The sequence below is a fragment of the Streptomyces mayonensis genome (assembly GCF_018982965.1).
GTDB classification, from domain to species: domain Bacteria; phylum Actinomycetota; class Actinomycetes; order Streptomycetales; family Streptomycetaceae; genus Streptomyces; species Streptomyces mayonensis.
Map to the genome: position 1 here is coordinate 16,887 of NZ_JACBYP010000063.1, position 16,233 is coordinate 33,119.

A 16,233-nucleotide genomic window follows, 5' to 3' on the forward strand; every position below is an offset into this window, starting at 1 on the left:
TAGGATGTACTGTCTGTCATGCCAGTGCAGTTGGCGCCGTTACGGAGCTGGGGGAACGATGCAAGCCGACAAGCAGCTGTCCACGGAGATCGACGCCAACGTGCCCACCGCCGCGCGTATGTACGACTTCTACCTCGGCGGCAAGGACAACTACGCGGCCGACCGGGACGCCGTCGGTGAACTCGACAAGGTCGTGCCCAGTACGCGTCGTCTCGCGCTGAACAACCGGCGCTTCCTCCAGCGGGTCGTCCGTACGCTGGCCCAGGAATACGGCATCCGCCAGTTTCTCGACCACGGATCCGGCCTGCCCACCCAGGACAACGTGCACCAGATCGCCCAGCGCGTCGCACCCGACTCGCGCGTCGTCTATGTCGACAACGACCCCATGGTCCTGGTCCACGGCCGGGCGCTGCTCGACCAGAACGACCAGACGGCCGTCATCCACGCCGACATGCGCGCGACGGAGGAGATCTTCTCCCACCCCGACACCCGGCGTCTGATCGACTTCTCGCAGCCGGTCGCCGTGCTGTTCAACTCGGTCTTCCACTGCATCCCGGACAGCGACACCGACGGCCCGAAGGCGGTCGTCCGCCGGGTGGTCGAGCGGCTCGCACCCGGCAGCTTCGCCGTGATGTGCCAGCTGGTCAGCGAGGACGCCGAAGTACGGAAGTTCGTCACGGACTTCATGAACCAGGCGACGCAGGGACACTGGGGCCGGGTCCGTGAGCCGAAGGACGTCGAGGACCTCTTCGAGGGCATGGACATCCTGGAGCCCGGCCTCGTGGAGGTCTCCACCTGGCGTCCGGACACCGAGGTGGCGCCCCGTCAGCTCACCGAGGAATGGATCGAGTTCGGCGGTCTGGGCCGCCTGCGCTGACCGACCGGCGCCGGTCCGTGCGCCGACCGGGCGTCCGCCCGTACCACGTCTGAGGGGACCGCGCGCGGCCTGCGCGGTCCCCTCAGACATGTCCTTCATGTCCTTCGTGCATGTCCTTCATGTTCTTTGCCGCGCACGTTCCATGCCGCGTCCACCTCAGGTGGTGCGGCTACTTCTCCGGATAGCGCGTCGCCATCGTCTCGCGCAGCCGCTCCAGCGACGCGCGCGGGGTCAGCGCCTCGTCGGCCAGCCGGTCGAGGGCGACCCGGTACTCCTCGGTCTCGTCCCGGTCCTCCAGGAAGTTGGCGCTCCTGATGTGCTCCAGGTAGACCACGTCGGGCAGGTCGACCCCGCCGAAGCGCAGGTAGGTGACGGGAATCGCGGGCGCCGACGCGTTCGTCACGTCCAGCGGCACTATCTGCAGCGTCACATGGGGCCGTTCGGCCATGGCGACGAGGTGTGCCAGCTGCTCGCGCATCACCTCACGGCTGCCCAGAACGCGCAGCAGCACCGACTCGTCGATGATCGCCCACAGCTGCGGTGCGTCCTTGCGGTGCAGCAGTTCCGCGCGGCGCTTGCGCAGTTCCACGCGTCGACGGATCTCGCCGGCCGGTGCGTTCGGCAGGCCGCGCTCGACCACGGCCCCGGTGTACGCCTCCGTCTGCAGCAGCCCCGGGACGTACTGGATCTCGAAGGTGCGGATGGTGGAGGCGGCCTCCTGGAGGCCGACCAGGCGTTCGAACCACTCCGGCATCAGGCGCTTGTCGTACCGCTGCCACCAGCCCGGCTCGCCCGCGCGCTGCAGCAGCTTGAGCAGCACGGAGGCCTCGTACGGATCGGTGCCGTACCGCTCCAGGAGTGCGCGGACGTCGGTCTCCGTCGGAGGCCTGCGGCCCTTGCCCGACTCGATGCGCGACAGTTTCGCCGCGCTGAACCCGACGTCGCGGGCCGCCTGGTCCTGGGAGAGGCCGGCGTCCTCGCGGAAACCCGCCAGCTGAACGCCGACGAGCATCTTCAGCAGAGTCGGAGCAGGCTCGGTCCGGTCCAGATAGGGTTCGAGGTGGGAGATGCGGGGCGACGCGGCGGACATCCTGACTCCCAGCAGACCGGCAGACTTGAGGAAAAGACTATCGCATCCCACCGGTGCCCGCCGCATCCGCCCATGGAAATCGGGTAGTTGGGCTCCGCTTTCCGTCGCCGGAGGACTCCCCTCCGGTGCGCGGAGGCGTCCTGCCGCCACAACCGCCCCGCCCCGTCCTTCGGTCCACCCCGTGGCATCTCACAGCAGGTGGTCGAACTCGCCCTCCTTGGCGCCGGCCACGAACGCGGCCACCTCGGCCGGGGTGTAGACGAGCGCGGGGCCGTCCGGATCACGGGAGTTGCGCATCGCGATGCCTCCGTCCACGAGGGCGACCTCTATGCAGTTGCCCTCGGCGTTGCTGTGCCGACTCTTCGTCCAGCAGGCTTCCAGCGAACTGGCCTGCACTCCGTTGCGCACTGATGGCACCGCGGTCTCCTTGCCGTTCGGGGGAGCGGACCGAGTTCCTTCGGTCCTCGTGCGCTCCCATCCGATTTTTTTCGCGCAATTTCTCGTGCAATTGCACGCGAGCGCTCTCTGCGTGGATAATAGCCGTGGCGTCAACCCCTCGGTCGACGTCCTGTCTTGAGGCCGCATCAGGGAGAACCTGTGTCGTCACCTGCGCATCCAACGCTCCGGTCGTCCGCCCGGTACGTCGCTCTCGCCGAGGAATGGCGCCGGGTTCCGAGGTTCCCGGCGAGCAAGACGGTCCGGGCCAAGCTGTCGACCCGTCCCCTCATCTGACCCGACTGCCGCGGAAGGGCCCCACACCATGCGCAGCGCTCCGACACCCGAGCCGAGCATCCAGCGCACCGACCGTCACACGCAGCCGTCCGGCGCGCCCCGCGCGGCCGCCCTCCTCGCGGGGCTGGACAGTGTGCCCTGGAGCGAGATCCAGGACTCCAGCGGTTCGGCGGCGGCCATCCCACGGCTGCTGCGCAAGGTCGCCCGCGGGGACGCCGAGACCGCCCGTGCCGCCCTCGGCGACCTGCGCAGGCGCATCTGCCAGTACGGGTTCGTCGTCGAACAGGCGACCGCCGCCACCGTCCCCTTCCTCTGGGAACTGGCGCAGCGACCCCAGGTGAGCTGCCGGGCGCAGATCATCCAGCTGCTCAAGAACATCGCCGACGCGCGTCAGTGGGAGACCACCGCCACCGCCTACCCCAAGCTGCTCAACCACCGGGAGAACCCGGTGGCGTGGGAGCGCGCGGCCCGGCAGGCCGTCCGCGCCCGGCGCGGCGAGCTGGACCGGCTGCTGGCCGAGGACGACAGCGAGGTCGCGCGGGCCACCACCGAACTCGCCCGCACCCTCGGCGACTGACCGCCCCCGAAACCGGACCGCGGCTCGGAGACCGGGACCCGCGCCCTCCACGGGGGAGAAGGCGCGGGTCCCTTCCGAGGCGCGAGTCCTCCCACCGGCCACGTATCACCGGCGGTCACCAAGCACCGGCCGCGAAGCACCTGCCACGGAGCACCGGCCACGAAGCGACAGCATCCGGTCAATCGTGCGCCGGCGCGTGCGCGGTGAGATTGTTCCGAGCGGGTTCGGGCATACGCAGCGAAAATCGAGAGAGGGGCGCTTGTGCTCGAACCGGACCCGAAGGTCGTCAGGGAGTTGCTGACGCGGTACGCGTCGCTGCGGATCGCTCAGGCGGAGAGGGAAACGCCCGCGACGGCGCGGGAACTGGCGGACGCCAGCTACACGCTGTGCGTGATGATGGCGACGACCAGCGTGCACGACGCCGTCCGGAAGGCGGACGCCCTGCTGCTCGCCAAGGGGCGGACCACCCCGGGGGCGGAGCCCGAGGCCGACAGCGGCCTGTCGCTGGCTGTCTGACCCAGCCTTGCCCGGGCCCGCGGCAGGGACCGGCGCGCGAAGGGGCGCGCGGGTCCCTGCCGCGGGCCCGTCGCGTTCCTCCGTGCGCCGGACATGCCTGCTGAGTGCGCTGGTGGAGGCCGTGCAGGGCGCCCGGCCGAGTGCTGGCGAGAACCCGTTGGAAGCTGTCGTTTCCGCCCCTGGGCGGTCACTCGCCGGGTTCCTAGCGTTGCTCCCGAGCACCGCACGTCGCCCCCCTCCAGCCTCCCGGAGCCCCGAACGATGACCAAGATCCTGCTGTCCCTCCACGTCCTCGCCGCCATCGTCGCCGTCGGACCCGTCACCGTGGCCGCCAGCATGTTCCCGGCGGCCGCGCGGAAGGCAGCGGCGGCCCTGCCCGTCGGCGCACCGCGGGAGTCCGGGTCCGTCGGCGTGGCGGCGGCGGACGGACGGGGGGACACGGGCACGGTTCGGCTGCTGCACCGCATCTGCCGGGTGTACTCGGGTCTCGGCATCGCGGTGCCGGTCCTCGGCTTCGCCACGGCGGTGGCGATGGGCGTGCTGCAGGACACCTGGCTCGTGGCGTCCATCACCCTGACCGCCTTCGCCGCCGGACTCCTCGCCGCCTTCGTCCTGCCGCGTCAGGAGGAACTCCTGGAACAGCTCGCCGGAGGGCGGCCCGTCGAGCGCGCCGCGACGGCCCGGCTGGCCATGTTCACCGGCCTGTTCAACCTGCTGTGGGCCACGGTGACGGTCCTCATGATCGTCCGGCCCGGCTCCACGACGGGAGCCTGAGCCGGTCGTCTCCCGGCCGCCGTTCACATCCTGACGGAATGCGCACCGCGGGGTGAATGGACGCCTAGACTGCTCAGTCGCGCCTCCGAGCGGGGGCGGACGACACGAAAGGCACGTTGACGGGTGTACCAGGATTCCCCCATCTACGACCGACTCGTCGCCGAACGCGGTGACGTCCCCGAGCAGGTGCGGCGGGACGCCGAGCGTGTGAGCAGGGAACTGGAGGTGGCCATGCGTCCGTTGCACGCTCCCGGGCAGCTGCCCGGATCCGAACGCCGGCCGTCGCCGGGCGCCGGCTGGCAGCGCACGGCCCTGCTGCCCGGCCCTCGCCCGCGCTGACGGGCCGCCCGCGTCCCGCCCGTCCGCTCGTCCCACGGCCGTCGTGTCGGGACGGCCGGACCGCACGGGGCCCTTCAGCTGACGGCCGTCGTGTCGGGGCGGCCGGACCCCACGGGGTCCTCGGAACGCGGCCGGGCCAGCCACTCGGCGATGGTGCGGGCGATCGGAAGGCCCGTGTCCACCTCCACGAAGCCGAACTGCCCCGACTGGTTGCACTCCAGGAACCACCAGATGCCGTCGCCGTCCTCGGCGAAGTCGAGGGCGCCGTACGCCAGTCCCGCGGCCGTCAGATAGGAGCGGACCGACTCCGCGACCCGCGGCGGCACCTCGGTGGGCCGCCACGGCTCGGCCGACTCCGCGAAGCGCACGTCCACATCGTCGGGGTCCACTTCCGCCGAAGTCGCCTTGCGGGCGGCCAGCAGTTCGTCGCCGACGGCCGTCAGCCGGATGTCGGCACGCTTGGCGATCCGGCGCTGCAGCAGCGTAGGGCCGTGCGCGACGGAGGAGAAGTCGGCCTCGGGGGGAACCCGGCTGGTCGGCACCGCCAGGGGCGGGTCCTGCGGATGCACGCCCGAGACGGGTTTGACCACCAGGTCCGGATAGCGTTCGGCGAACTCCCGTGCGGCCCGCGGGAAGGTCGTGATCAGCGTGGCCGGCACGGGCAGTCCGCACCGCTGGGCGACCCGCAGCTGCCAGGGCTTGTAGCGGGCCCGGTGCGCGGCATCGGGCTGGTTCATCCAGCGTGCCCCGCTGCCGCGGAGCAAGCCGTAGAGCGCCTGGCCCGACTCCTCGGTCAGCCAAGCCGACGGCTCGGCCGCGCGCGTGGCCGGGCCTCCCGGCCGCCGCAGCCAGACGGACCGCAGCCCCCCGATGCTCACCAGGCGGCCACCCGAGGACAGATGGCCCCGGAAGGAGCCGTGCACGAACTCGCCCGAGAGCGCCACCGAGTAGGTCAGGTCCGCCGGGTCCAGCCGGACCACCGGCACCCCCGACGTGTTCAGGTGCACCACCACCATGTCGGCGGTGACGTCCTCGTCATTGGTCAGGATCAGTACGGTCATTCTGCGCGGCCCGTGTTCAGTCGTCGAAGTGGGTTTTGGACCCCGCGGTGGAGGTCGTCGTGCCCAGCTCTCTCAGCAGGGCGTGGTCGCAGGCGGCCACCCGCCCGTCCAACAACACGTTCAACTGCAGCCCGGAGTCATAGACGTACGGAGTGGTTGCTTCCAACTCCACGGCCGGCCGTGCGTAGTTCAGCGCGAACGGTTGCATCGTCTCTCCCTGGTCGGTGCTCCCCGAGGCGGAGGACGGCCGCTTGGCGCCGCCTCCCGGGCCGCCGGTTTTCGTCGGCTCCCAAGGACTTATACGATTCGAACGGGTGGTTGGTTTCCTTACTTTCTGTAACCACCGGAGGGGCATGATCGTCCCTGGCGCAGGTCGACGCCGCCGTTCCGCCCGCCCAACGGGCCGCGCATGGACCGCAGTGCGACGAACAACACACCGACGTCGTCCAGGTAGACCGGATCCGGCAACAGATCCGCCGGAAGCACCAGGTAGAGGACGGCTCCCCAGAAGACCCAGCGCGGCCCCGTGGGGAGTCCGGCCCGCCTGAGGTGCCGTCGGGTGCGGACCAGCCGCACCAGGAGCGCGACGGCCGCCGCCAGGGCGAACGCCGCGAGCAGTACCGCCGCCAGGACCACCACCGCGGTCGTGTCCACCGGAACCCTCCTCGTCGAGGCGCGGCGCGCGCCTCCTGGTGCGGATGCCCGTTCGGGGCGGCGGCAAGACCGGCGGCCGGGGTCTCTCATCCCTGTGGCCCACCCGGAGTGGCACAGGGCCGTGGACGTGCCTAGTAATGGGCAGCACACAGCGCGTGTCGCACGTCGGGGACGCAGGGCGGCCGCACCCCCAACACACGGAGAGATCATGACCACCGGCTCTTCATCACCCCGTTCGCCCGAGTACGCCATATCCGCGCTCGACCTGCCCACAGGGGAGACGAGCACGACGACCGGCACGGCCCGGCCGCCCGGCACGCGGCCGGGGAAGACCCCGCAGCCGGACGGGCAGGACGCCGACGTCTGGGAGACCGACCTGGACGACGACGACCTCCTCGACCTCGAGCCCGACCCCGACCCCGACCTCCGTGAACCCGACTTCGGCGCTCCCGGCTTCACCGGTCACGCGTTCCCCGACACCGACACCGACACCGACACCAAGGCCGGCGCCGACCGCCCCGGCTCCCGTCCGGCGGGCGATGTCCGTGGCACGGACCGACCGCGTGGAGCGGACCGGTCTCGTGGTGCGGAAGGCCCTCGTGGTACGGGCCCTCGTGGTGCCCGGGGCCCCCGTGGTGCGGAAGGCCCTCGTGGTGCGGAAGGCCTCCGTGGTGCGGACCGCCACGGACACCTCGCCGACGACCCGGCGGACCAGGCGTACGGCGACCCCGTCGGTGACCTGGTGCGCGCCGCCGTCGCCGACCGGCCGCTGGAGGAGGTCGTCGACCTCATCACGACGCTGGAGCAGTCACCGCAGTACGCGCAGGCCACCGTCGACGCCCTCCGTGCCGTCGGGGTCAACCGGTCCGTGGAGGACGTGACCCGGCTGGTCGGCCTGCTGACCAGGCCGCCGCGCCACCCGGACAGTGCGGACGAGGCGATCCGGGCCGCGGCGGAGAGCCGCTCCGTGGAGGACGTGACCCGGCTGATGGCCCTGCTGCACCGCACGTCACTGGAACCGCACTGCGGGCACGCGGCCGTGAAGGCCGCGGCCACCGGGCGCCCCGTCGACGAACTCGTCCAACTGATCGGCCGACTCACCCAGGACGGCCACGTGCCCCAGGAGCACCCCGACGCCCGGCAGTTGAGGGCGGCCCGGGAGGCGGCCGAGGCCACCGGCCCGGACGGCGCCGGTGACTCCGACGATCCGTCGGGCCCGCGCACGGGCGTGTTCGCCGCCGCGGCCCGTCGCGGCCGTGAGGGCCGCGGATTCCGGCGCACGGGCCGCCGGAACCCGGGCCGCGAGCGCGGCAGCAGGCGCGCGGCCGACGAGGATTCCACGGCGCGCGACCGGGACCCGAAAGCTACGGAGCGTGACGGTGGCATGAGGCGCGGGGCACGTGACGGTGGCAGGAAAACGACGGTACGACGGTCCGCCCGAGGACCGGCCTGGCCCGCCTGGCTCACCGTCGCCGTGCTCGCCGGATGCGGCATCGCCTTCTTCCCGCTGCACCGTGCCGACGCCTCCGCCCGCGCCTACGGGATCGCCCTCGCTCTGTCGGCGCTCTGCCTGGTGCTGGCGCTGCTGCTGACGGTGCGCCCCGCTGTTCCGCTGCTGGCCGCGGCTGTCGTGGGACCCGCGGCGCTGGCGGCGGCCAAGCTCTACGGCAGTGCGACCCCGGCGGCCCGCGTCTCCCCGGTCACCGACCTCACCCTGGCTCCCGCCTGGGTCGCGGTCGCCGTGGCCGTGGTCACCGCGCTCGTCGCACTGACCGCCCTGTGCATGCGGGTGGCCTCGCAGGATGCCGTACGGCGCCGGCCGGCCCGCCCGGTGGCCGCGGCGGAGTAGCCGCGGCCGGACCCGCGGAGCACGACGTGGTCCGCGCCGGGAAGGAGGGACACCACCCGGCGCGGACCACGTCGTGCCGTGCTCACACCCCCAGCATGCCCGCGGGATGCTCGTGCTCCAGCAGGGCCGTGAGCACCCGGTCGGGTGTGAGCGGCAGTTCACGGAACCGGATGCCGGTCGCGTGGTGGACGGCGTTGCCGACCGCCGCCGCCGAGCCCACGATCCCGATCTCGCCGATCCCCTTGCTGCCCATCGGGTTGAGGTGGTCGTCCGCCTCCTCGACCCAGTGCGCCTCCACGGCCGAGACGTCGGCGTGCGCGGGCATGTGGTAGGCGGCCAGGTCGCGTTGGACGAAGTCGCCGAACTCCGGGTCCATCGTGCTGTCCTCGGTGAGCGCCATGCCGAGGCCCATGGTCATGCCCCCGATGAACTGGGAGCGCGCCGTCCGGGCGTTGAGGATGCGCCCCGCGGCGAACACACCGAGGAGCCGTGTCACCCGTACCTCGCCGGATACGGTGTCCACGCCCACCTCGGCGAAGTGGGCGCCGAACGCATGCCGGGCGTAGGGACTTTCGGCGTCCGCGACCCCGAAGGTGTCGGCCTCGACCACCAGCCCCTCCTCGGGCAGCGGCCCCGAGTGCTCGGCCAGTCGTCCGGACAGCCGGATGCACGCCTCGTGCAGGGCCGAGCCCCAGGACGCCGTGCCCGAGGAGCCGCCCGCCATCGGGGCGAAGCCGATACCGCTGTCGGCGACCTCGATCCGTACCCGCTCCAGCGGGGCGCCGAGGGCGTCGGCCGCGATCTGCGCGAGCACCGTCCGGGCGCCCGTGCCGATGTCGGTGCCGTTGACCCGTACCAGGAAACCGCCGTCGGGCAGGGCCCGCGCCGACGCCACGCACGGCGACACCAGCACCGGGTAGGTGGCCGCGGCCACCCCCGTGCCGATCAGCAGGGGACCGGCCGCCCGGGAGCGGGGCCGCGGGTCGCGCCCCTCCCATCCGAAGCGGCGGGCGCCCTCGCGCAGACACTCCACCAGATGACGGCTGCTGAAGGGCTTCCCGCTGTCGGGCTCGGTCTCCGGTTCGTTGCGGATCCTCAGTTCCACCGGGTCGACGCCGAGTTCCGCGGCCAGTTCGTCCACGGCGGACTCCAGGGCGTACATGCCGGGGCACTCGCCAGGGGCGCGCATCCACGAGGGTGTCGGCACGTCCAGCGCGGCCACGCGGTGGACCGTACGCAGGGCGGGAGCGGCGTACATGACCCGTGCGGGGACCGCCGCCTGCTCCACGAACTCCTTCACCCGCGAGGTGTGCGTCGTCACCTCGTGCACCAGAGCGGTGAGGCGGCCGTCCGCGTCGGCACCGAGCCGCAGCCGGTGCAGGGTCGGCGCGCGGTGCCCGACGACGGCGGGCAGGTAGCGGCGCGGCAGCGCGACGGTCACCCGGCGGCCGGTCTCCCGCGCCGCCATCGCGGCAAGCACCACCTCGGGGCGCGGCGTCCCCTTCGAGCCGAACCCGCCGCCCACGTGCTCCGCCCGCACCGTGATCCGGTCCTCCGGCAGGGCGAACAGGCGCGCCAGCTCCTTCTGCACCGCCGTGGTGCCCTGGCTGGAGGAGTGCACGGTCAGCCGGTACCCGTCCCAGTGCGCCGTGCTGGTGTGCGGCTCCATGGGGTGGTTGTGCAGGGGCGGCACCCGGTACTCGACGTCCAGCCGGGTCGGCGAGGAGGCGAAGGCACCGTCGGCGTCCCCGTGTTCGGTGGCGGCGGGGAAGCCCCCGTTGGCCGACTCGGGGACGTACGCCCCGGAGTGCGAGGCGGTGAGCGTCACGTCGTGGGCCTCGGTCTCGTAGGCCACCCGGACGGCGGCGGCGCCCGCGCGGGCCGCCTCCAGCGTCTCGGCCACCACGAGGCCCACGAACCAGCCCCGGTGCGGGACGTGCGGGCCCTGCAGCACGGACAGGGTGGGGTCGTCGGGATCGCCCAGGCGGGGCGCGTTCTCGTGCGTGAGCACCGTGAGCACGCCCGGCAGCGCCAGCGCCCCCGCGGCGTCGACGCCGGTGACCCGGCCGCGGGCGACCGCCGCCGGCACCGGCCAGGCCTGGGCGCGGCCCGGCGCGTCGAACTCGGCGGCGTACCGGGCGGCGCCGGTGACCTTCTCCCGCCCCTCCCGGCGCTCGACGGGAGCGCCCAGGACGGCATCGCTGGCGGTCATGGAGTCCTCCTCGTGGACGCCGGGTTTCAGATCGTGGCCGGCGGGGCGAGCCGGCCCAGTACGTCCAGGGCGAGCCGGCGGGCCAGCGGCACCTTGTAGGCGTTGTCCCGCAGCGGTTCGGCGGCGGCCAGCTCCAGGTCGAGGGCGTGCTCGAACGCCGCCGTCGTGGGCGCCGCGCCCAGCAGCGCGTCCTCGGCCCGCCGCGCCCGCCAGGGCCGGTGCGCCAGCGCGCCGAAGGCGATGCCGACCCGCTCCACCACCCCGTCCGCCAGGTGCAGCACGACCGCGACGGAGGCCAGCGCGAAGGCGTACGACGCCCGGTCGCGCGCCTTGCGGTACGCCGAGGGGAGCCCGGCGGTGGCGCCCGGCAGGATCACGGCGGTGATCAGCTCGCCGGGGCGGATCTCCGTGTCCCGCTCCGGGTGCGTGCCCGGCAGCCGGTGGAAGTCGGCGGCGGGCACGTTCCGGGTGCCCTCGGGGCCCCGCAGTTCCACGCGCGCGTCGAGGGCGGCCAGCGCCACCGCCATGTCCGAGGGGTGGGTGGCGATGCACTGGTCGGAGTGACCGAGCACCGCGTGGTCCCGGTGCACACCCTCCAGCGCGCCGCAACCGGTGCCCGGCTCCCGCTTGTTGCACGGCTTGGACAGGTCCTGGAAGTACGGGCAGCGGGTGCGCTGGAGCAGATTGCCGCCGGTGGTGGCGGCGTTGCGCAGCTGCCCCGAGGCACCAGCCAGCAGCGCCTGGGACAGCGCGGGGTAGCGGTCGCGGACGACCGGGTGGGCGGCGAGGTCGCTGTTGCGGACCGTCGCGCCGGCCCGCAGGCCGCCGTCGGGCAGCTCCTCCACCCCGTCCAGCGGGAGCCGGGTCACGTCGACGAGGGCCGCCGGGGTCTCCACCCCGAGCTTCATCAGGTCGACGAGATTGGTGCCGCCGCCCAGGTAGCGGGCACCGGGGTGGGCCGCGAAGGCGTCGGTGGCCTCCTCGACGCTGGCGGCGCGTACGTAGGCGAAGGATTTCACGGGATCACGTCCTCGACCGCGTCGGCGATGCGCATGTACGCCCCGCACCGGCACAGGTTGCCGCTCAGCCGCTCCCGGATCTCCTCCCGGTCCAGTGCGACGGGCTCACCGGAGGGCGTCGCCGGGTCGGTGACGTGGGACGGGTGCCCGGCCGCGGCCTCGGCGAGCGCGCCGACGGCCGAGCAGATCTGGCCCGGGGTGCAGTACCCGCACTGGAAGGCGTCGCGGTCCAGGAAGGCCCGCTGCACCGGGTGGAGCTCCTCGCCGTCACCGGCCAGCCCCTCGACGGTGGTGATCTCGCAGCCGTCCAGGGAGACGGCGAACAGCAGGCAGCTGTTCACCCGCCGCCCGTCCACCAGCACCGTGCAGGCACCGCACTGGCCGTGGTCGCAGCCCTTCTTGGCACCCGCGAGCCCCAGATCCTCCCGCAGGAGGTCCAGCAGCACGCGTCGGTGGTCGACGGTGAGGGTGTGGGGTTTGCCGTTGACACGGAGCGTGGTCTGCGAGTGGGACGACTCGGGCGGTGATGCGGGCGCGGCGCCCTCGTGCTGGCTGTCCATGGCGTCGATGACCTTCCGGGACGGGCCGTGCTGCTGTGCCGTTCCGCGTATCCACCTGCCGCCGGATGACACGTGAGGGCACCCTCACCCGCCCCCCCCTACGCCCCCGGCCTCCACCGGTTCGGTTGCTCCCGCCCCTGCTCCCGCCCCGGCGGCACCCGGTGTCACGCTGCTGCGGGAGGTGCGGGAGGTGCGGGAGGTGCGGGAGGTGCGGGAGGTGCGGGCGGCCGGCGGGCGCCCCGACGTTTGCCGCCGAAGCGTGCGCACGCCCCGACGCCTGCCGTTCGGGCTGCCCGGTCCTCGGCGGCGAGTGGGCCACGGGCCCGTGTGCCCGTGGCCGCCACGAGGCCCCGGTGACGCGGGAGGTCCGTGGGCCGACGATTGAGGCCGGAAGGGACGTACCGACCGTGGGCAGCTCGACGACGGCGGCCGTGGCTGCGGCGTTCCCCCGCCGGCAGCGGGCTCCGGGGTTCGGGGGCCGGCCGAGGCGCACCCCGCTCCGGCCGCCGGCGGCGGGCCGTCAGTCGTCGGGCTCGTTCGGGCGCCCGGTGTCCGGGCCGGTCTCCTGCTGGGGGCGCGGTGTGCGGCCTGCTCCTCTGAACCGTTCCAGCGTGCGGGTCAGCCCCCGCAGCGGGGACGGCGACGGAGTCTCCGCGGGCGGGGTGCCCGCGTCCGGGGCCGCCCCGGACGACTCCCGGAGGACGGCCAGGGCCTCCGCCGCGCGTTCGGCGGCCTCCCGGTACAGGTCGCGGGACTGCGTCATGGCCTCCAGGGCCTCGGCGTACATCGCCACCAGCCGGCGCTCGCGCTCCAGCTCCTCCTGGAGCGTCAGCAGCCGCCAGTCCTCGCGCAGGGAGGTGAGGGCCGCCACCGTGTCGTCCGGCAACGGCCTGGGCAGCGCGGCGAAGGACGTCACCGCGGCGATCAGCGCGGTGGGCTCGGAACCGTCCAGGTACACGGTGCGGACCGAGTACTCCGCCGGGTCGTGGTCGGCCGGGGCCGGGGTGCCCGGCAGTACCGTCGCACCGCCCCGCGGCACCTGCACGCCGAAGTCCTCGAGCGCCCAGTTCACCACCCGCAGCTGCTGCGGCGCGGCGCGGTGTTCGACCACCCGGTGCCGCAGGCCGGGCGGCAGCCGCCGGGCCAGCGGCACCCGGCCGCGATGGTCGGGTGTCATGGCCTCGTGCACGACGACGTGGATGTTCCACGGGCTGCGCCCGGCCTCCTTGAGCAGCCGGCGCACGGCCTTGTCGTCGTCCGGCAGGGTGTTGAGGCCGCGCAGCCGCAGCCCCGTCGCGGCGTCCCGGTCCCAGGTGACGTCCGGGTCGTCGGGCCAGAACATGGTGGCGGGGGAGGGCCAGGAGAGGTCCCAGGCCTCCTCGGCCTCGGCGAGCAGTGTCCAGTCCTGCCCGCCCGCCGAGGCGGGTTCCAGGATCAGTCTGGCCCGCACGGTCACGGCCTCCGGCGCCTTCCAGCGTGCCTCGAAGATCCGGGGGGCCGCGGCGGTCGCGTCGGCCGCCGGCTCGTCGGGCGGTTCCAGGAAGTCGTCGAGAACCCGGTCGTCCTTGAGCCGCTGCAGCGTCTGGCGGACGGTGTCCTCGGCCGCGGAGCCGACGTGGCGGCCGCGAGCGGCCCACAGAGTGGGCGGAGTCGTGGGGCGGGCGGTGGAAGAGGTCGGCATGGGTCCATCGGGCAGCAGGGGCACGGACGTAGGCAAGTATCGTCGCCGCAGGTCAGCCGAGAGCACCCGGGGTCCGCCGACCGGGCGGGCCGGGGCCCGGTGCACGGTGCGGTCGGCGGGGACGCGGGTGCGTCGTGGGCGAGGGTGGGCAGAAGTTGTCCGACCGACCGTACGGCACGACAAGGAGTGATCTGATGAACCTCGACCTCGGTGGGCGCACCGCGCTGGTGACGGGCTCCTCGCAGGGCATCGGCGCGGCCGTCGCCGCCGGACTGGCCCGCGCCGGGGCCACCGTCGGCGTCAACGGGCGCCACGCCGGCCGTCTGGAGCAGAGCGTCGCGAAGCTGCGGGCCGAGGTGCCGGACGGCGCGTTCGTGCCGGTGGCGGCCGACCTCGGCACCGAGGAGGGCGCCGAAGCCGCCGTGGCGGCGCTGCCCGACGTCGACATCCTGGTGAACAACCTCGGGGTGTTCGGTGCCGCTCCCGCGCTGGAGATCAGCGACGACGAGTGGCGCCGCTACTTCGAGATCAACGTCCTCGCGGGCGTCAGGCTGACCCGCGCACATCTCCCCCGGATGAGGGACCGCGGCTGGGGCCGGGTGCTGTACATCGCCAGCGACTCGGCGGTCGTGATCCCCGCCGAGATGATCCACTACGGGGTTTCCAAGACGGCCCTGCTCGGCGTCGGCCGCGGCTTCGCCAAGGAGGCGGCGGGCAGCGGGGTGACGGTGAACTGCGTCATCGCCGGACCCACCCACACGGAGGGCGTCGAGGAATTCGTGTACCAGCTGGTCGACCGCGACCTGCCCTGGGACGAGGCCCAGCGGGTCTTCATGCGCGAGCACCGCCCGCAGTCCCTCATCCAGCGGCTGATCGAGCCGGAGGAGATCGCCAACCTCGTGGTGTACCTCAGCTCGCCCCTGGCGTCCGCCACCACCGGCGCGGCCGTCCGCGTGGACGGCGGGTACGTCGACTCGATCCTTCCGTAGTCCCCGAGCCTCCCCCAATCTCCGGGCGGGGCCGGCGACCCCGCCGGTTCAGCAGGGCCCGCGGCCTTCCAGGCTTCCCTCCGGCTTTCCGGCTCACCGCCGTCCCGGCCCGCGGGGTTCACCCGTCCTCGGCCGCGCGCCTCCGGTCCGCCTCGGTCCAGGCGCGGGTGTCGCGCGGCTCCACGTACGGTTCGTCGCCGGGCGGGTGACCGGCGTCGACGACCCGCTGCCGGGCCAGTTCGGCATCGAACTCCAGGCCGAGCAGGATCGCCAGGTTCGTCACCCACAGCCAGACCAGGAAGACGATGACGCCCGCCAGCGTCCCGTACGTCTTGTTGTACGAGCCGAAGTTGGCCACGTAGACCGCGAACCCGGCGGAGGCCGCCAGCCAGATCAGCAGCGCGGCCACGCTGCCCGGCGAGACCCACTTGAAGCCCTTGACGCGGGCGTTCGGCGTGGCCCAGTACAGGATCGCGATCATGCAGACGACCAGCAGCACCAGCACCGGCCACTTGGCGATCGACCAGACCGTGAGCGCGGTGTCGCCGACGCCGAGCGCGGTTCCGGCCTGCCGGGCCAGAGCGCCGGTGAAGACGACGATGAGCGCACTGACCACGGCGAGCACCAGCAGCACCACCGTCAGGGCCACGCGCAGCGGCAGCACCTTCCACACCGGACGGCCCTCGGGCACGTCGTAGACGGCGTTGGCGGCGCGGATGAACGCGGCCACGTAGCCGGACGCCGACCAGACGGCGCCCACCAGACCGACGACCGCCAGGGCGGAGCCGAGCCCCGCCCTGGCCTGCAGCTGCTCGACCGCGTCGGTGATCACGTCCCGGGCGGAGCCGGGCGCGAGCCTCTGCACGTTGTCCAGGACCTCCCGGGTGGCGGACTCCCCGGCGATCCCGAGGAGTGACACCAGCACCAGCAGGGCCGGGAACAGCGACAGGATCCCGTAGTAGGTCAGGGCGGCGGCGCGGTCGGTGAGCTCGTCGTCCTTGAACTCGGCGACCACCCGTCGCAGCAGCGCCGACCACGAGCGCTTCGGCAACTCGGCGGGGGAGTCGGGCGCGGCGTACTCGGCGACGGCGCCGGGTCCGTAGGTCCCGTCCGCGGTCCGGTCCGTCGTCGCGGCCGTTCTGTCGTGTCCGTCGTGAACGCCGCGTGTGTCGCTCATGTCACGCGAGGGCCGGTCGGCCGGGGCGTGCGCCGGTTCGTCCTTCGTGGGCTTCCCGCGACCGGGAAGGTGCAGTCGGGCCATGGCCTGCGGGTTGCCCGTCCCGGCGTACGCACTCCCGGGATA

17 protein-coding genes are annotated in these 16,233 nt (G+C 73.3%); 7 read left to right on the forward strand and 10 right to left on the reverse strand.

Features of this window, described 5'->3' with window-relative positions; all coding sequences use genetic code 11:
- Positions 1 to 58: 58 nt before the first annotated feature.
- A complete protein-coding gene (locus tag HZS56_RS22575) occupies positions 59 to 877 on the forward strand; it encodes an SAM-dependent methyltransferase (protein ID WP_216722591.1) in 819 nt (272 codons plus the stop codon).
- A gap of 169 nt (positions 878 to 1,046) precedes the next feature.
- Here HZS56_RS22575 and HZS56_RS22580 read toward each other — a convergent pair whose 3' ends face one another.
- Positions 1,047 to 1,967 (reverse strand): helix-turn-helix domain-containing protein, encoded by a 921-nt coding sequence (locus HZS56_RS22580; RefSeq protein WP_216722592.1) that lies wholly within the window; start codon positions 1,965 to 1,967, stop codon positions 1,047 to 1,049.
- A gap of 189 nt (positions 1,968 to 2,156) precedes the next feature.
- Positions 2,157 to 2,384: a DUF397 domain-containing protein gene (locus tag HZS56_RS22585; RefSeq protein WP_216722593.1), complete on the reverse strand. Its 228-nt coding sequence runs from the start codon at positions 2,382 to 2,384 to the stop codon at positions 2,157 to 2,159.
- 343 nt (positions 2,385 to 2,727) lie between these two features.
- Here HZS56_RS22585 and HZS56_RS22590 point away from each other — a divergent pair, with 343 nt between their 5' ends.
- From HZS56_RS22590 to HZS56_RS22605, 4 genes are all read left to right on the forward strand, one after another.
- A complete protein-coding gene (locus HZS56_RS22590) occupies positions 2,728 to 3,276 on the forward strand; it encodes a hypothetical protein (RefSeq protein WP_216722594.1) in 549 nt (182 codons plus the stop codon).
- A gap of 261 nt (positions 3,277 to 3,537) precedes the next feature.
- Positions 3,538 to 3,792, forward strand: coding sequence for a DUF5133 domain-containing protein (locus HZS56_RS22595; protein ID WP_216722595.1), 255 nt, complete (start codon positions 3,538 to 3,540; stop codon positions 3,790 to 3,792).
- 261 nt (positions 3,793 to 4,053) lie between these two features.
- Positions 4,054 to 4,566, forward strand: coding sequence for a hypothetical protein (locus tag HZS56_RS22600; RefSeq protein WP_216722596.1), 513 nt, complete (start codon positions 4,054 to 4,056; stop codon positions 4,564 to 4,566).
- Between the two features lie 123 nt (positions 4,567 to 4,689).
- Complete coding sequence (locus tag HZS56_RS22605) at positions 4,690 to 4,905, forward strand: hypothetical protein (RefSeq protein WP_216722597.1); 216 nt, start codon at positions 4,690 to 4,692, stop codon at positions 4,903 to 4,905.
- 74 nt (positions 4,906 to 4,979) lie between these two features.
- Here the strand turns inward: HZS56_RS22605 and tgmB are convergent, their stop codons facing one another.
- The 3 genes from tgmB to HZS56_RS22620 form a co-directional block, all read right to left on the reverse strand.
- On the reverse strand, positions 4,980 to 5,966 hold the full coding sequence (tgmB, locus tag HZS56_RS22610) for an ATP-grasp ribosomal peptide maturase (RefSeq protein WP_216722598.1): 987 nt from the start codon (positions 5,964 to 5,966) through the stop codon (positions 4,980 to 4,982).
- A gap of 16 nt (positions 5,967 to 5,982) precedes the next feature.
- Complete coding sequence (tgmA, locus tag HZS56_RS22615) at positions 5,983 to 6,174, reverse strand: putative ATP-grasp-modified RiPP (protein WP_003978169.1); 192 nt, start codon at positions 6,172 to 6,174, stop codon at positions 5,983 to 5,985.
- 119 nt (positions 6,175 to 6,293) lie between these two features.
- Positions 6,294 to 6,620 (reverse strand): YkvA family protein, encoded by a 327-nt coding sequence (locus tag HZS56_RS22620; RefSeq protein WP_216722599.1) that lies wholly within the window; start codon positions 6,618 to 6,620, stop codon positions 6,294 to 6,296.
- A 208-nt stretch (positions 6,621 to 6,828) separates the two neighbouring features.
- On the opposite strand from HZS56_RS22620, the gene HZS56_RS22625 reads away from it, so the two are divergent.
- Entirely contained in the window at positions 6,829 to 8,469 is a 1,641-nt protein-coding gene (locus HZS56_RS22625; RefSeq protein WP_216722600.1) for a hypothetical protein, read from the forward strand.
- Between the two features lie 82 nt (positions 8,470 to 8,551).
- Here HZS56_RS22625 and HZS56_RS22630 read toward each other — a convergent pair whose 3' ends face one another.
- The 4 genes from HZS56_RS22630 to HZS56_RS22645 all read right to left on the reverse strand — a co-directional run bounded on the left by HZS56_RS22630 (position 8,552) and on the right by HZS56_RS22645 (position 13,941).
- Positions 8,552 to 10,681 carry a xanthine dehydrogenase family protein molybdopterin-binding subunit gene (locus HZS56_RS22630; protein ID WP_216722601.1) on the reverse strand — a complete coding sequence of 710 codons (2,130 nt, stop codon included), beginning with the start codon at positions 10,679 to 10,681 and terminating at the stop codon, positions 8,552 to 8,554.
- Between the two features lie 26 nt (positions 10,682 to 10,707).
- On the reverse strand, positions 10,708 to 11,700 hold the full coding sequence (locus tag HZS56_RS22635) for an FAD binding domain-containing protein (RefSeq protein ID WP_216722602.1): 993 nt from the start codon (positions 11,698 to 11,700) through the stop codon (positions 10,708 to 10,710).
- A complete protein-coding gene (locus HZS56_RS22640) occupies positions 11,697 to 12,260 on the reverse strand; it encodes a (2Fe-2S)-binding protein (RefSeq protein ID WP_216722603.1) in 564 nt (187 codons plus the stop codon). The genes HZS56_RS22635 and HZS56_RS22640 overlap by 4 nt, the downstream gene beginning before the upstream one ends.
- A gap of 520 nt (positions 12,261 to 12,780) precedes the next feature.
- Positions 12,781 to 13,941, reverse strand: coding sequence for a hypothetical protein (locus tag HZS56_RS22645; RefSeq protein ID WP_216722604.1), 1,161 nt, complete (start codon positions 13,939 to 13,941; stop codon positions 12,781 to 12,783).
- Positions 13,942 to 14,135: 194 nt separating this feature from the next.
- Between HZS56_RS22645 and HZS56_RS22650 the strand changes: the two genes are divergently transcribed.
- Complete coding sequence (locus HZS56_RS22650; protein WP_216722605.1) at positions 14,136 to 14,930, forward strand: SDR family NAD(P)-dependent oxidoreductase; 795 nt, start codon at positions 14,136 to 14,138, stop codon at positions 14,928 to 14,930.
- A 118-nt stretch (positions 14,931 to 15,048) separates the two neighbouring features.
- Here the strand turns inward: HZS56_RS22650 and HZS56_RS22655 are convergent, their stop codons facing one another.
- A complete protein-coding gene (locus HZS56_RS22655) occupies positions 15,049 to 16,191 on the reverse strand; it encodes a YihY/virulence factor BrkB family protein (protein ID WP_216722606.1) in 1,143 nt (380 codons plus the stop codon).
- Between the last annotated feature and the right edge of the window lie 42 nt (positions 16,192 to 16,233).

Bases quoted from the DNA above. Each gene is read 5' to 3' on its own strand.
- HZS56_RS22575 (WP_216722591.1), top strand. From the start codon at position 59: ATGCAAGCCGACAAGCAGCTGTCCACGGAGATCGACGCCAACGTGCCC.
- HZS56_RS22580 (WP_216722592.1), bottom strand. From the start codon at position 1,967: ATGTCCGCCGCGTCGCCCCGCATCTCCCACCTCGAACCCTATCTGGAC.
- HZS56_RS22590 (WP_216722594.1), top strand. From the start codon at position 2,728: ATGCGCAGCGCTCCGACACCCGAGCCGAGCATCCAGCGCACCGACCGT.
- HZS56_RS22600 (WP_216722596.1), top strand. From the start codon at position 4,054: ATGACCAAGATCCTGCTGTCCCTCCACGTCCTCGCCGCCATCGTCGCC.
- tgmB (WP_216722598.1), bottom strand. From the start codon at position 5,966: ATGACCGTACTGATCCTGACCAATGACGAGGACGTCACCGCCGACATG.
- tgmA (WP_003978169.1), bottom strand. From the start codon at position 6,174: ATGCAACCGTTCGCGCTGAACTACGCACGGCCGGCCGTGGAGTTGGAA.
- HZS56_RS22625 (WP_216722600.1), top strand. From the start codon at position 6,829: ATGACCACCGGCTCTTCATCACCCCGTTCGCCCGAGTACGCCATATCC.
- HZS56_RS22630 (WP_216722601.1), bottom strand. From the start codon at position 10,681: ATGACCGCCAGCGATGCCGTCCTGGGCGCTCCCGTCGAGCGCCGGGAG.
- HZS56_RS22640 (WP_216722603.1), bottom strand. From the start codon at position 12,260: ATGGACAGCCAGCACGAGGGCGCCGCGCCCGCATCACCGCCCGAGTCG.
- HZS56_RS22645 (WP_216722604.1), bottom strand. From the start codon at position 13,941: ATGCCGACCTCTTCCACCGCCCGCCCCACGACTCCGCCCACTCTGTGG.
- HZS56_RS22650 (WP_216722605.1), top strand. From the start codon at position 14,136: ATGAACCTCGACCTCGGTGGGCGCACCGCGCTGGTGACGGGCTCCTCG.
- HZS56_RS22655 (WP_216722606.1), bottom strand. From the start codon at position 16,191: ATGGCCCGACTGCACCTTCCCGGTCGCGGGAAGCCCACGAAGGACGAA.